Source organism: Streptomyces sp. NPDC088732 (assembly GCF_044751205.1).
Lineage (GTDB): Bacteria > Actinomycetota > Actinomycetes > Streptomycetales > Streptomycetaceae > Actinacidiphila.
Genome location: NZ_JBIVLI010000006.1, coordinates 390,185 through 403,337 on the forward strand (window position 1 = coordinate 390,185; position 13,153 = coordinate 403,337).

The 13,153-nt window shown below is 71.2% G+C and carries 16 protein-coding genes; 10 read left to right on the forward strand and 6 right to left on the reverse strand.

Annotated features, from left to right (window positions below; translation table 11 throughout):
* Positions 1 to 56: 56 nt before the first annotated feature.
* The gene (locus tag ACIP9H_RS14045; protein ID WP_401584698.1) at positions 57 to 842 is read right to left on the reverse strand and encodes a transglycosylase SLT domain-containing protein; all 786 of its coding nucleotides are present in this window, start codon (positions 840 to 842) and stop codon (positions 57 to 59) included.
* A 465-nt stretch (positions 843 to 1,307) separates the two neighbouring features.
* Between ACIP9H_RS14045 and ACIP9H_RS14050 the strand changes: the two genes are divergently transcribed.
* From ACIP9H_RS14050 to ACIP9H_RS14065, 4 genes are all read left to right on the forward strand, one after another.
* Positions 1,308 to 2,459: a GAF domain-containing sensor histidine kinase gene (locus ACIP9H_RS14050; protein WP_401584701.1), complete on the forward strand. Its 1,152-nt coding sequence runs from the start codon at positions 1,308 to 1,310 to the stop codon at positions 2,457 to 2,459.
* A 37-nt stretch (positions 2,460 to 2,496) separates the two neighbouring features.
* Entirely contained in the window at positions 2,497 to 3,150 is a 654-nt protein-coding gene (locus ACIP9H_RS14055; RefSeq protein ID WP_401584773.1) for a response regulator, read from the forward strand.
* A gap of 175 nt (positions 3,151 to 3,325) precedes the next feature.
* A complete protein-coding gene (locus ACIP9H_RS14060) occupies positions 3,326 to 3,577 on the forward strand; it encodes a chaplin (protein ID WP_401584704.1) in 252 nt (83 codons plus the stop codon).
* Positions 3,578 to 3,809: 232 nt separating this feature from the next.
* Entirely contained in the window at positions 3,810 to 4,049 is a 240-nt protein-coding gene (locus tag ACIP9H_RS14065; RefSeq protein ID WP_360912422.1) for a chaplin, read from the forward strand.
* 69 nt (positions 4,050 to 4,118) lie between these two features.
* Here ACIP9H_RS14065 and ACIP9H_RS14070 read toward each other — a convergent pair whose 3' ends face one another.
* Positions 4,119 to 4,916, reverse strand: a complete 798-nt coding sequence (locus ACIP9H_RS14070) for a hypothetical protein (RefSeq protein ID WP_401959186.1) — start codon at positions 4,914 to 4,916, stop codon at positions 4,119 to 4,121.
* 115 nt (positions 4,917 to 5,031) lie between these two features.
* Here ACIP9H_RS14070 and ACIP9H_RS14075 point away from each other — a divergent pair, with 115 nt between their 5' ends.
* The 4 genes from ACIP9H_RS14075 to ACIP9H_RS14090 all read left to right on the forward strand — a co-directional run bounded on the left by ACIP9H_RS14075 (position 5,032) and on the right by ACIP9H_RS14090 (position 8,248).
* Entirely contained in the window at positions 5,032 to 5,823 is a 792-nt protein-coding gene (locus tag ACIP9H_RS14075) for an ABC transporter ATP-binding protein (protein ID WP_360912426.1), read from the forward strand.
* A gap of 76 nt (positions 5,824 to 5,899) precedes the next feature.
* Positions 5,900 to 6,310, forward strand: coding sequence for an NfeD family protein (locus ACIP9H_RS14080; protein ID WP_401584775.1), 411 nt, complete (start codon positions 5,900 to 5,902; stop codon positions 6,308 to 6,310).
* Between the two features lie 128 nt (positions 6,311 to 6,438).
* Positions 6,439 to 7,383: an SPFH domain-containing protein gene (locus tag ACIP9H_RS14085; protein ID WP_360912428.1), complete on the forward strand. Its 945-nt coding sequence runs from the start codon at positions 6,439 to 6,441 to the stop codon at positions 7,381 to 7,383.
* 97 nt (positions 7,384 to 7,480) lie between these two features.
* Entirely contained in the window at positions 7,481 to 8,248 is a 768-nt protein-coding gene (locus ACIP9H_RS14090) for a sulfite exporter TauE/SafE family protein (protein WP_401584713.1), read from the forward strand.
* Between the two features lie 24 nt (positions 8,249 to 8,272).
* On the opposite strand, the gene ACIP9H_RS14095 is transcribed toward ACIP9H_RS14090, so the two are convergent.
* From ACIP9H_RS14095 to ACIP9H_RS14105, 3 genes are all read right to left on the reverse strand, one after another.
* The gene (locus ACIP9H_RS14095; RefSeq protein WP_401959189.1) at positions 8,273 to 8,776 is read right to left on the reverse strand and encodes an HNH endonuclease; all 504 of its coding nucleotides are present in this window, start codon (positions 8,774 to 8,776) and stop codon (positions 8,273 to 8,275) included.
* 385 nt (positions 8,777 to 9,161) lie between these two features.
* Positions 9,162 to 9,698 (reverse strand): YbhB/YbcL family Raf kinase inhibitor-like protein, encoded by a 537-nt coding sequence (locus ACIP9H_RS14100; protein ID WP_401584716.1) that lies wholly within the window; start codon positions 9,696 to 9,698, stop codon positions 9,162 to 9,164.
* A gap of 43 nt (positions 9,699 to 9,741) precedes the next feature.
* Positions 9,742 to 10,524: a sporulation protein gene (locus ACIP9H_RS14105; RefSeq protein ID WP_401584719.1), complete on the reverse strand. Its 783-nt coding sequence runs from the start codon at positions 10,522 to 10,524 to the stop codon at positions 9,742 to 9,744.
* Positions 10,525 to 10,608: 84 nt separating this feature from the next.
* Between ACIP9H_RS14105 and ACIP9H_RS14110 the strand changes: the two genes are divergently transcribed.
* Both ACIP9H_RS14110 and tyrS read left to right on the forward strand, forming a co-directional pair.
* Entirely contained in the window at positions 10,609 to 11,286 is a 678-nt protein-coding gene (locus ACIP9H_RS14110) for a DNA-3-methyladenine glycosylase (RefSeq protein WP_401959191.1), read from the forward strand.
* Positions 11,287 to 11,350: 64 nt separating this feature from the next.
* Entirely contained in the window at positions 11,351 to 12,616 is a 1,266-nt protein-coding gene (gene tyrS / locus ACIP9H_RS14115; RefSeq protein ID WP_401959193.1) for a tyrosine--tRNA ligase, read from the forward strand.
* A 226-nt stretch (positions 12,617 to 12,842) separates the two neighbouring features.
* On the opposite strand, the gene ACIP9H_RS14120 is transcribed toward tyrS, so the two are convergent.
* Positions 12,843 to 13,153, reverse strand: a 311-nt coding sequence (locus tag ACIP9H_RS14120; RefSeq protein WP_401959194.1) for a hypothetical protein, incomplete at its 5' end; no start/stop codon positions are given.

Here is a 13,153-nt window from a genome sequence, read left to right on the forward strand (position 1 = left end):
GATCCCCCGACCGGGAATCCGCCGCCCTTGTGCTGTCCGGTGCCTGTCCCGCGGGATCAGTACCAGTTGTGCGCCTGCCAGAACGACCACGCGCCGCACGGGCTGCCGTAGCGCTCGTTCATGTAGTTCAGGCCCCACCTGATCTGGGTGGCCGCATTGGTGCGCCAGTCGGCGCCCGCGGAGGCCATCTTCGAACCGGGCAGCGCCTGGACCAGGCCGTACGCGCCGGAGGAGGGGTTGACCGCCTGCGGGTTCCAGCCGCTCTCGCGGGTCACGATGCTGGAGAAGCACTGGAACTGCGCGTCGCCGACCATCTGCCGCGCCATCTCCTGCGGGCTGCCGCTCGGCACCGCCGCGGCGGTGGCCGTGCTCTCCTGCGCACGCGGGGCGGCCTGCTTCTGCTGCGGTACGAGCGCCCGGCGCTCGTGGCTGCGGTTGGCGGCCTGCTGCTCCTCGCGGCGCTGCTGGGCCTCGGCGGCGACGCGCTCGGCGTGCGCCTTGCGCGCGGCGACGACATGGGCGACGTGCCGGGCGTGCGCCTTGGTCCTGGCGGTGACCTGGGCGACGTGCTGGGCGTGCTTCTTGAGCACCACGGCCTGGTGGGCGACGTGGGCGGCGTGCTTCTCGGCCACCGCGTTCACATGGGCGGCGTGTGCGGCGTGCGCGGCCTTCGCAGCCTTGGCGGCCTTCACGGCGGCGGCCTGCTCGGCCTGGGCCGTACCGGCACTCCCGGTCACGCCGGTGATCGCCAGGACGCCCACACCGGCGGCGGCGATGCCCGCGGCGGAGTACTTGTGGGCCCTGGTCAGACGGTCGAAAGACGGGATCGTCGGGAGCTGCATGGGGGAGTTACCTCTTCCATTCGGCTGCGCTCCGCTCTGCACGGGGCAAAGAGAGGCGCCACGTGTCCAACGCGGCGCGGAGCGACCCGAGCATTCTTAGCCCGCGAGAAATTCCCGGGCAAAGCCCGGCATTACTACCCGAAGTCGTAGACGGCCGGCCGCCAGGAGGCGCCACACGCCCCTCTTACGGGCGGTCCGGCGGCCCCGCGATCTACTACCGTCCTTCGGACGTGACGCACGTCCTATGCGGTGCCTCACAGGCCCGTGGCGCCGTGTCACCGATCGGCCACCCTGCGTACCCCGTTCTCCGGCCGTTTCCCGGGCGTTCCGCCCTCCCCGTCCCGTTCGTGCGCCGGCGGCGGCCGCAGGGCGGCCGTACGGGCATTTCGGCCTAGGTCCGCGGGACCGGTCCCGCCGGTCCCGCGGCCGATCCCGGATCTCCCGCCCCGCCAGTACGGTGAAGCCATGCACAGCCGGTCATCCCGTCGCGGTGTCGAGGCGGTGAGCGCGGCCGTACTCGCCATGAGCAGGCACCTGGAGGTGCGCGAGGTCCTGCAGACCATCGTCGCCTCCGCCCGTGAACTGCTCGACGCCGAATACGCGGCGCTCGGCGTGCCCGACGACCACGGCGGCTTCGCGCAGTTCGTCGTCGACGGCGTCAGCGACGACCAGTGGCGGGCGATCGGCCCGCTGCCCCGCCAGCACGGCATCCTCGCCGCGATGCTCCACGAGGCCGACCCGCAGCGGCTCGCCGACGTCCGTACGGACCCGCGCTTCGGGGGCTGGCCCTCCGCCCACCCCGAGATGAGCGACTTCCTGGGCATGCCGGTGGTCGACGGCGACGAGATCCTCGGCGCCCTCTTCCTCGCCAACAAACGCGGCCCGCGGCCCGACGGGGGCGGGTGCGCCTTCACCGGCGAGGACGAGGAGCTGCTGCGCACCCTGGCCGCGCACGCCGCCATCGCCCTCACCAACGCCCGCCTGTACGAGCGCAGCCGCGAGCTGACCCTCGCCGGCGAACGCGCCCGCATCGCGCACGAGTTGCACGACGCGGTCTCGCAGAAGCTCTTCTCGCTGCGGCTCACCGCCCAGGCGGCCGCCGCACTGGTGGACCGCGACCCGGCGCGCGCCCGCGAGGAGTTGCGGCAGGTCGCCGCGCTCGCCGCCGAGGCCGCCGACGAACTGCGCGCGGTGGTGGTCGAGCTGCGCCCCGCCGCCCTGGACGAGGACGGGCTGCTGGCCACCCTGCGCACCCAGGCCCAGGTCCTCGGCCGCGCGCACACGGCGCACGTCTCCTTCAGCCACGGCAAGGTGCGGGCCCTGCCCGCCGCCCAGGAGGAGGCGGTGCTGCGCGTCGCCCAGGAGGCCATGCACAACGCGCTGCGCCATGCCGGGGCGAGCTCGGTGACCGTGCGTCTGGAGGCGCGCGGCAGGGGAGCGGTGCTCCGGATCACCGACGACGGCCGCGGATTCGACCCCTCGGCGGTCCGGCGTGCCGGGCGCCACCTCGGCCTGGTCTCGATGCGCGACCGGGCCGACGGGGTCGGCGGCGCCCTGACGGTGGAGTCGGCGCCCGGCAAGGGCACCGTGATCGAGATGGAGGTGCCCGGTGGGTGATCAGGGGAGCGACGGCCGGGAGGGCTTCGGGGAGGGCCTGGAGGCGGAGGAGGACCGGGCGATCCGCGTCCTGGTGGTCGACGACCACCAGGTCGTCAGGCGGGGCCTGCGGACCTTCCTCGAAGTACAGCCCGACATCGAGGTCGTCGGCGAGGCGGCGGACGGCGACGAGGGCGTGCGGCGCGCCGAGGAGCTCGCGCCCGACGTGATCCTGATGGACATCAGGATGCCCGGCACCGACGGCATCGAGGCACTGCGCCGCCTCCGCGAGTCCGGCAGCAGGGCACGGGTGCTGGTGGTCACCAGCTTCACCGAGCAGCGCACCGTCGTCCCCGCCCTGCGCGCCGGCGCCGCCGGCTACGTCTACAAGGACGTGGACCCCGACGCATTGGCGGGCGCCATCCGCTCTGTCCACGCCGGGCACGTGCTGCTGCAGCCGGAGGTCGCCGACGTACTGCTCTCCCAGGAGGAGCCGGCTTCGGGGCAGGGTCGCGGCGGCGCGCTCACCGAACGGGAGCGCGAGGTGCTGTCGCTGATCGCCGAGGGCCGCTCCAACCGGGAGATCGCCCGTGCCCTGGTGCTGTCGGAGAAGACGGTCAAGACCCATGTCTCGAACATCCTGATGAAGCTCGACCTGTCCGACCGGACGCAGGCGGCGCTGTGGGCCGTGCGGCACGGCATCGGGACCTGATCAGAAGGCCGGCGGCCGCCCCGGCGGTAGGACAAGCCGATCGTCACCGTCCGGACTGAGATTCATACCGTCGGGTGTATGTCGCCCGGATGGCGCAACCTGGGCGCGCCTGCCCCGTTCTTCATGGCGTGCTGCGGCGAGTGCCGCGGCACCACATGCAAGGAGGGTCAAGAAAGTGAAGAACCTGCACAAGGTCGCCGCCGTCACCATGGTCGCCGGAAGCATCGCCCTGGTCGGTGCCGGTGCCGCCTCCGCCCACACCGGTGGTGGCGCGCACGCCAACGGCGTCGCCAAGGGTTCCCCCGGCGTGGTCTCGGGCAACACGATCCAGGTGCCGGTGCACATCCCGGTCAACGTCTGCGGCAACACCATCAGCGTGATCGGCGTGCTCAACCCGGCCATCGGGAACTTCTGCCTGAACAAGTGACCATGTGACCGCGGCCCGGCCGCGGTCCGGCAGTGACCGCCGGCCCTGGAGGACCACCTCCGGGGCCGGTCTCATTTTCCGCTCATTACTGCCCGTTGCTGACTGTTCCCGCCCACGAGTTCCGCCGTACGGAGGTTTCCGGCAGCGGGCCCGTGTCACCGCCCCGGTCGCCGCGTTCCCACAATGCGGCCCCGCGACCTGGGACCGCGGAATCACAGGAGGAACAGCTCTCATGAACAGCGCCAAGAAGGCCGCCCTCGTCATCGCCGCCGCCGGTACGGCCGCCGCCGGCACCGCCGGCACCGCGTTCGCCGGCTCCCACGCGGGCGGCGCGGCCGTCGGCTCGCCCGGCGTGCTGTCCGGCAACGTGATCCAGGTGCCGGTGAACATCCCGGTCAACGTCTGCGGCAACACCATCGACGTCATCGGGCTCCTGAACCCGGCCATCGGGAACGTCTGCTTCAACGACTGACGCCGCGAGGGGCCCCGTGGACGACACCGTCCACGGGGCCCTTTGCACGTTCCGGCGGGGCAGCGCGGCTCAGCCGCGCCGGCGCTCCGCCTCCTCCACGAACGCGTTGTAGGCCGCCACCTGCGCCCGCCGCGCGGTGCGTTCCACCGGCCGCAGCAGGTCCGCCCGCGCCGCGATCTCCGAGGCGCTCACCGCCCCGCCGTGCTCCGTGTGGGCGCCCGTGGCGATGGCCACCAGCGCGCCGACCCGCTGCGCCAGCTCCAGCACGCGTACCGCCCGCGGCGGATAGCCCGGCGCCAGTACCTCGCGCCCGCGCTCGGCACGCGACCGGTAGGCCTCCAGCGCCGCCTGGGCCGCCGGACCGGCCCCGGCCACGTCCAGCCGGGCCAGCGCCGCCGTGGCGTCCCGCAGGGCCTCCGCGAGCTCCCTCTCGGCCTCCCCGAGGGAGGGCACGTCCGCCGGGGGAGCATCGCGCACCTCCAGGCACTGCCACTCCACCCCCACGTGCACGTCCCCGCGCGGGCCGACCTCCGTGACCTCCGGCACGAAGCCGATGGCGGGGCCGCCCACCGCGACGACGGCCTCCCCGGCCGCCATCGCGCGCGCGTTGAACTCGGGGGGCCCGCTCAGCCCCAGCGGGTGGCCCGGCACCGGCAGCGCGACCCGCAGCCCGGTCACCCCCAGGGCGCGCAGCCTGCCGAGACCGAGAGTGAGCCCCACCGGGGCGGACTCCCCGGGCAGCCCCGACATACGGTGGGCCGAATCTCCCGCGATCACTTCCTGAGCGGCGTCGTCCGGTGCGGCAAGTCCGGCAATCAGGGCATTCCCCCAAGCCGCCAACCGTCCTGAGCGAGGTTCATCGAGCATCCCCCCAGCCTAAGGACTGGGGCAGGGCGGCCGTGGCGTAGATTTCCCTGGGGGCGGTGCCTACAGGCGCCCGCGACGGCAGACATGCGATCGGGAATTGGGAGACAACGCGCTCATGAGCGATGTTCTGGAGCTGGTGGACGTATCCGTGGTCCGAGACGGCCGGGCTCTGGTGGACCAGGTCTCCTGGTCGGTCGCCGAGGGCGAGCGCTGGGTGATCCTCGGCCCGAACGGCGCCGGCAAGACGACCATGCTGAACATCGCGTCCAGCTACCTCTTCCCGACCTCGGGCACCGTCCAGATCCTCGGCGAGAAGATGGGCAGCGTCGACGTCTTCGAACTGCGGCCCCGCATCGGCATCGCCGGCGTCGCCCTGGCCGAGAAGCTGCCCCGCAAGCAGACCGTCCTGGAGACCGTGCTCACCGCCGCCTACGGCATGACCGCCCACTGGCAGGAGAGCTACGAGCAGGTCGACGAGGACCGGGCCCGCGCCTTCCTGGACCGCCTCGGCATGAGCGACTACCTCGACCGCAGGTTCGGCACCCTTTCGGAGGGCGAGCGCAAGCGCACCCTGATCGCCCGCGCCATGATGACCGACCCCGAGCTGCTGCTCCTCGACGAGCCGGCCGCCGGCCTCGACCTGGGCGGCCGCGAGGACCTCGTGCGCCGGCTCGGCCGGCTCGCGCGCGACCCGATCGCGCCCTCCATGATCATGGTCACCCACCACGTCGAGGAGATCGCCCCGGGCTTCACCCACGTCCTGATGATCCGTCAGGGCAAGGTCGTGGCGGCCGGCCCCATGGAGACCGAGCTGAACTCCCGCAATCTGTCCCTCTGCTTCGGCCTGCCGCTCGTCGTCGAGCGCCGCGGCGACCGCTGGACCGCCAACGGCCTGCCCCTGAAGTAGGACCGGTCCGGGGGAGAGCCGTCGCACCCTGTCACAGATCCACTCCGGCCCCTACCATGGACGCGTGGACGACTGGTTGTGGTGGCTCATCGCTGCCGTGGGGCTGGGTATTCCGCTCGTGGTGACCGCGATGCCCGAATTCGGGATGTTCGCGGTCGGTGCCGTGGCCGCCGCCGTCGCGGCGGGGCTCGGCCTGGGCATCACACCGCAGGTGCTGATCTTCGTGATCGTCTCGGTCGCGGGCATCGCCGTGGTGCGTCCCCTGGCCAACCGCAACCGCGCGCAGCGGCCCGAGTTGCGCAGCGGCATCGACGCGCTCAAGGGCCGCCAGGCCGTCGTCCTGGAAAGGGTCGACGGGCAGGGCGGCCGCATCAAGCTCAACGGCGAAGTCTGGTCCGCCCGGGCCCTCGACGCCGGCCGCCACTTCGACCCGGGCGAGAGTGTGGACGTCGTCGAGATCGAGGGCGCGACGGCCGTCGTGATCTGATCCGGCCCGATCCCCGCACCGGATCCGGAACGGGAATTCGCCGAACCCGGCCCGCCTCCCGCGGGGGTCTGCCAGACTTGATCATGTCTTCGTACTGACAGTCAGCAGCAAACGGCGTGGGAGTGGACGTGCAGCCGATCATCATCGTCCTGATCATCCTGGTGGTGCTCGTCTTCATCGCGCTCATCAAGACGGTCCAGGTCATCCCGCAGGCCAGCGCCGCCATCGTGGAGCGCTTCGGGCGCTACACCCGGACGCTGAGCGCCGGCCTCAACATCGTGGTGCCGTTCATCGACACCATCCGCAACCGCATCGACCTCCGCGAGCAGGTCGTGCCCTTCCCGCCGCAGCCGGTGATCACCCAGGACAACCTGGTCGTCAACATCGACACGGTCATCTACTACCAGGTGACCGACGCGCGGGCCGCCACCTACGAGGTCGCCAGCTACATCCAGGCCATCGAGCAGCTCACCGTCACCACGCTGCGGAACATCATCGGCGGCATGGACCTGGAACGGACCCTCACCTCGCGCGAGGAGATCAACGCGGCCCTGCGCGGCGTCCTGGACGAGGCCACCGGCAAGTGGGGCATCCGCGTCAACCGCGTCGAGCTGAAGGCGATCGAGCCGCCCACCTCCATCCAGGACTCGATGGAGAAGCAGATGCGCGCCGACCGCGACAAGCGCGCCGCCATCCTCACTGCCGAGGGCATCCGGCAGTCCCAGATCCTGACCGCCGAGGGCGAGAAGCAGTCCGCGATCCTGCGCGCGGAGGGCGAGTCCAAGGCCGCGGCCCTGCGGGCCGAGGGCGAGGCCCAGGCCATCCGCACGGTCTTCGAGTCCATCCACGAGGGCGACCCCGACCAGAAGCTGCTCGCCTACCAGTACCTGCAGATGCTCCCCAAGATCGCCGAGGGCGAGTCCAACAAGCTCTGGATCATCCCCAGCGAGCTCAATGACGCGCTCAAGGGCCTCGGCGGCATCGTCAACCTGCCCGGCGCCCCCGGCGCCGGCGGCGGTCCGGGCGGCGAGGGCGGCCCCCGCCGCGAGACCCCCCGGCTCGACAAGGACTGAAGCGCCGTCCGGCACGCCGGCCCGCCTGTGACATGATCCGTGCGCTCCTCCCGGCCTCGACGGCGGGGAGCAGCCGCACCGATCACGGAGGCCGCACATGTCGCTCTGGGAAGCCCTGGCCGTCCTCGCGGCAGGCGTCGCCGCCGGCACGATCAACACCGTCGTGGGATCGGGAACGCTGATCACCTTCCCGGTCCTGCTCGCCGTGGGCCTGCCGCCCGTCACCGCCAACGTGTCCAACACCCTGGGCCTGGTGCCCGGCTCGCTCAGCGGCGCCATCGGCTACCGGCGCGAGCTGCGCGGCCAGCGGACCCGCCTGCTGCGCTTCGCCGCCGCCGCCCTGTGCGGCGGACTCGGCGGAGCCGCACTGCTGCTGGCCCTGCCCTCGACGGCCTTCGACACCATCGTCCCGATCCTCATCGGCGTGGCCCTGGTGCTCGTCGTCGTCCAGCCCCGGCTCTCCCGCGCCCTCCAGGCCCGCAGGGCCGGCAACGGCACCCAGGCGCCCGAGCACGGCGGTGCGCTGCTGCCGCTCGGACTGCTCCTCGCCAGCGTCTACGGGGGCTACTTCGGCGCCGCCCAGGGCGTCATCTACCTGTCCCTGATGGGCGTCCTGCTCGACGAGAGCTGGCAGCGAGTCAACGCGGCCAAGAACGTCCTCGCGCTGATAGTGAACAGCGTCGCCGCCGTCTTCTTCCTCTTCGTCGCCGACTTCGACTGGGCCGCGGTCGGCCTCATCGCCGCCGGCGCCGCCCTCGGCGGTGTCATCGGCGCCCGCATCGGCCGCCGGCTGCCGCCCACCGCGCTGCGCGGCGTCATCGTCGTCGTCGGCATCGCGGCGATCGTCCAGCTGCTCGTCAGGTAGCCGGACGACCGCCCCGCACGCCGGTCACGCCGGGAGCGCGAGCCACTCCGGCACGTTTTCACGGTCCTTCAGGCCCAGCGCCAGCAGCAGCGCGTCCGTCGGCGTCGGCTCGAACGGCTGCGTCAGCAGCCGCATCCCCGCCTGCTCCGGAGTCCGGTCCGCCTTGCGGTGGTTGTCCTCGGCGCAGGACGCCACCGTGTTCAGCCATGTGTCCCCGCCCCCGCGCGAACGCGGCAGGACGTGGTCAACCGTCGTCGCCCGCCGGCCGCAGTAGGCGCACCGGTGACGGTCCCGCACCAGCACCCCCCGCCGCGACCAGGCGGCCCGTTGTCGGAAGGGCACCCTCACGTACCGGCAGAGCCGGATCACCTGCGGCACCGGCACCTCCACGGCCGCCGCACGGATGCGCAGACCGGGGTGGGCCTGCTCGACCACGGCCTTGTCCTGCATCACGAGCACGACCGCCCGCCGCAGCGACACCGTCGACAGCGGCTCGAAGGTCGCGTTCAGTACCAGCGTCTCCCGCATTTCGCCCACCCCTCTGGTCCGTCCTCGCCGTGTGGCGAAGTGGCTCCACTGTGACCGGGCCATACCCGTGCGGACAACGCAATTTCCGCACGTCAAAGCGAACAGGAGGAAACGGGAAAGGGAACGGCCATCGCCCGCCACCCCGTGGCGCCCGCCCCCCGTGGGGAACGCGGGCGCCCGGGGCGCGGCAGTCGGCGCGGACGCCCGGGCGCATGACCGGACTCCGGCGAACAGCTGGCATGTCGCGCGGCGAGAACCGCACAGCGCAACGCCCCGCCGCCCCCGCCACTGCGGTGCCGACCCCCGGTGACGGTTGGGTCACCAGGCAGACACCACTGTGCGTGCGGGAGCGCCGGGGCGCAACGGAATTACCGGCCGCGGGGGACTACGCCCCCGGGTTCTCGTACTCGCCGATCACATGGGCGCGGGCCAGCGCGCGGAAGCGCAGGTTGAAGCCGACGACCGCGGGCGACACATCGGCGTCCGGGCCCAGCTTCTCCTGGTCCACCGCGTACACCGTGAACACATATCGGTGGGACCCGTCCCCGGGCGGCGGGGCGGCACCGCCGAAGTCCCGGGTGCCGTAGTCGTTGCGGACGTGCACCGCGCCCTCGGGCAGCCCCTTGAAGCCGTCGCTGCCGGCGCCGGCCGGCAGCTCCGTGACGGACGCCGGGATGTCGAAGAGCACCCAGTGCCAAAAGCCGCTGCCCGTGGGCGCGTCCGGGTCGTAGCAGGTCACCGCGAAGCTGCGGGTCTCCTCGGGGAAGCCCTCCCACCGCAGGTGCGGCGAGAGGTTCCCCTCGGCGTGGACCTGGTCGTCCTTCAGCGTGCCACCGGGCTCGATGTCGTCGCTCACGACCGTGAACGACGGCACCGGCGGGTGGAAGTCATGGGGGAGCGGTCGCCGATTCTGCTCGGTCACCTCGGGTACCTCCTGATCGCGAAAGCGCTGTCCCCGGCCGATCCTAGAACCAGTTCCGCTTCCCACCGACCTCGGCCAGCCACTGGTTGAGGTACGAGGCCCAGTCGGTGGCCTGGAAGTTGTTGAGGTCCATGGTGAACGAGCGGTAGGCGTCGCTGCCCTCGCTGAACAGTCCCGGCTTCTTGTCCATCTCCAGGACGACGTCCATCTCGTGGCCGTCGGCGATGAAGCTCAGCTCCACCTGGCTCATGCCGCGGTACTGCTGCGGCGCGAAGAACTCGATCTCCTGGTAGAAGGGCAGCCGCTGCCGGGTGCCGCGGATGTGGCCCCGCTCCAGGTCCGCGTTCTTGAAGGAGAAGCCCAGCCGGCCGAACGCGTCGAGCAGCGCCTGCTGCGCGGGCACCGGGTGCACGTTGATGGGGTCCAGGTCACCGGAGTCCACGGCGCGGGCGATCGCGAGCTCCGTCGTCACGCCGACGTTCATCCCCGTCAGGTGACGGCCGAGGAAGGTCGTGATGGGGGTCTCCCACGGGATGTCCAGCCCGAACGGCACCACGTGCACCGCACCCGGCTGCACCTCGAAGGCGCCGCCCAGCTGCTGCCGGTGGAACTCGATGTCCTGCTTGTACTCGGTGTCCTGCCCCTCGACCTCGACCCGGGCCTGCAGGCCCACCGACAGCCCTTCGATGCGCTGCGGGACCGAGCCGCCCTGGATGCGCACCTCGCCCTGGACCACACCGCCCGGCACCACATTCGGCTCGCTCAGCACGGTCTCGACCGACGCGCCCCCGGCACCCAAGCTCGCAAGCAGCTTCTTGAAGCCCACGATGTCCCTCTCCCTTTACTGGCGGTTGCCTCGGTCCTTACGAACGCGGCCCCACCCCGAACGGTTCCATTACTCTCGTACCGCATGATCGCGGCTCCCGAAAGCATCCCCCTGCACCGGTCCTTCTTCGACCGCCCGGTGCTGGAGGTCGCCCCCGACCTCCTGGGGCGCATCCTGGTACGCACGACGGACGACGGTCCCATCGCGCTCCGCCTCACCGAGGTCGAGGCCTACGCCGGCCCCGCCGACCCCGGCTCCCACGCCTACCGGGGGCGCACCGACCGCAACGCCGTGATGTTCGGACCGCCCGGTCACGCGTACGTCTACTTCACCTACGGTATGTGGCACTGCTTGAACATCGTCTGCGGCCCCGGCGGCAACCCCAGCGGAATCCTGCTGCGCGGCGGCGAGATCATCGAGGGAGCCGAACTCGCCCGCACCCGCCGGGTCAGCTCCCGGCGCCCCCACGACCTCGCCCAAGGGCCCGCCCGCCTGGCCACCGCCCTGGACGTCGACCGCACCCTCAACGGCGCCGACGTCTGCCCGGACGACCCCGGGGCCTCCCCCTTCCGCGTCCTGGCCGGCACCCCCGCCGACCGCGCGTCCGTGCGCAGCGGCCCGCGCACCGGCGTCGGAGGAGAAGGAGCGGCCCACCCCTGGCGCTTCTACATCGACGGGGACCCCACCGTCAGTCCCTACCGCGCCCACACACCGCGCCGCCGCGTACAGGGAGGCGCAAAAGGAGTCGAGCGGAACGCGTAGTCTCGGTAAGACTCCGTACGCAACGGGTACGAGGCACCGACCGACTCTAGGAGACACGAGAACCGTGACGGACATCGTCGACGAGCTGCGGTGGCGAGGGCTGATCGCCGTTTCCACCGACGAGGACGCACTGCGCAAGGCGTTCGCGGACGGCCCGGTCACGGTCTATTGCGGCTTCGACCCGACGGCGCCCAGTCTCCATCTCGGCAACCTGGTGCAGATCCTCACCATCCGGCGGCTCCAGCTCGCCGGCAACCGGCCGCTCGCCCTCGTCGGCGGTGCGACCGGACTCATCGGTGACCCCAAGCCCACCGCCGAGCGGACGCTGAACGACGCGGACGTCGTCGCCGGATGGGTCGAGCGGATCCGCGCGCAGATCGAGCCCTTCCTCTCCTTCGAGGGCCCGAACGCCGCCGTGATGGTGAACAACCTCGACTGGACTGCGGGCCTGTCCGCCATCGAGTTCCTGCGGGACGTGGGCAAGTACTTCCGGGTCAACAAGATGATCGCCAAGGAGGCGGTCGCCCGCCGGCTCAACTCCGAGGCCGGCATCAGCTACACGGAGTTCAGCTACCAGATCCTGCAGGGCATGGACTTCCTGGAGCTCCACCGCCGGTACGGCTGCACCCTGCAGACCGGTGGCAGCGACCAGTGGGGCAACCTCACCGCCGGCATCGATCTCATCGGCCGCGTCGAGGGCGCCTCTGTGCACGCTCTCGCCACACCGCTGATCACCAAGGCCGACGGCACCAAGTTCGGCAAGACGGAGTCGGGCACGGTCTGGCTCGACCCCGACATGACGACGCCGTACGCCTTCTACCAGTTCTGGCTCAACGCGGACGACCGCGACGTGTCCAAGTTCCTGCGCATCTTCAGCTTCCGGTCGCAGGACGAGATCGAGGAGCTGGAGCGGCAGACCGAGGAGCGCCCGCAGGCCCGCGCGGCCCAGCGCGCCCTGGCCGAGGAACTCACCACCCTGGTCCACGGCGCCGAGCAGTGCTCCGCCGTCATCGCCGCCTCCAAGGCTCTTTTCGGCCAGGGCGAACTCGGTGAGCTCGACGAGCGCACACTTGCCGCGGCTCTTGGCGAACTGCCCCACGCCAAGGTGTCCGAGCTGGCCCCGGTCGCCGACCTCTTCGCCGAGGTCGAGCTCGTCGCCAGCAAGTCCGCAGCTCGCCGCACCATCCGGGAGGGCGGCGCCTACGTGAACAACGCCAAGGTGACCGACGAGGACGCGGCTCCCGGGGCGGACGATCTGCTGCACGGACGCTGGCTCGTCCTGCGGCGCGGCAAGAAGAGCCTCGCGGCGGTCGAGGTGGTCGCCGGCTGACGTTGTCGGCGTCGGCTGATTTTCGACGTTTGAGCGGCGGCGGAGCTTGACTCTGTTGCCGCTCCTGCGTAACGTAGCCCAAGCCGCTTGAGACGGTGCGTCCGGTTCGTCCGGATCCTCCGATCGGCGGCCATCCACTACGTCGACACTCTTCCGAAGATTCGGATGCATTTTCGTGCGCCCGAATCGAGGAATCGGCTGAATTCGCAAAGCGCGAAGGAATCCGCTAACGTAGTGAATGCGCCGGGGCGGAAACGCCAAGGCGAAACCCCCTCCAGAGGGTGGCAGAGAAGGAAATCGGATCTGCTAAGCTGGAGACAACGAAGGGAAAGCCCGGAGGGGCCGGTGAAACGGTCTCGAAGGAAGCTTCCGTTCCTTGAGAACTCAACAGCGTGCCAAAAGTCAACGCCAGATATGTTGATACCCCGTCTCCGGGCCGAATGGTCTGGGGCGAGGTTCCTTTGAAGAAAAACACAGCGAGGACGCTGGGCACGTCGGGATTATTCCTCCCGATGGTGCCGCTCTCGTGAAGACATT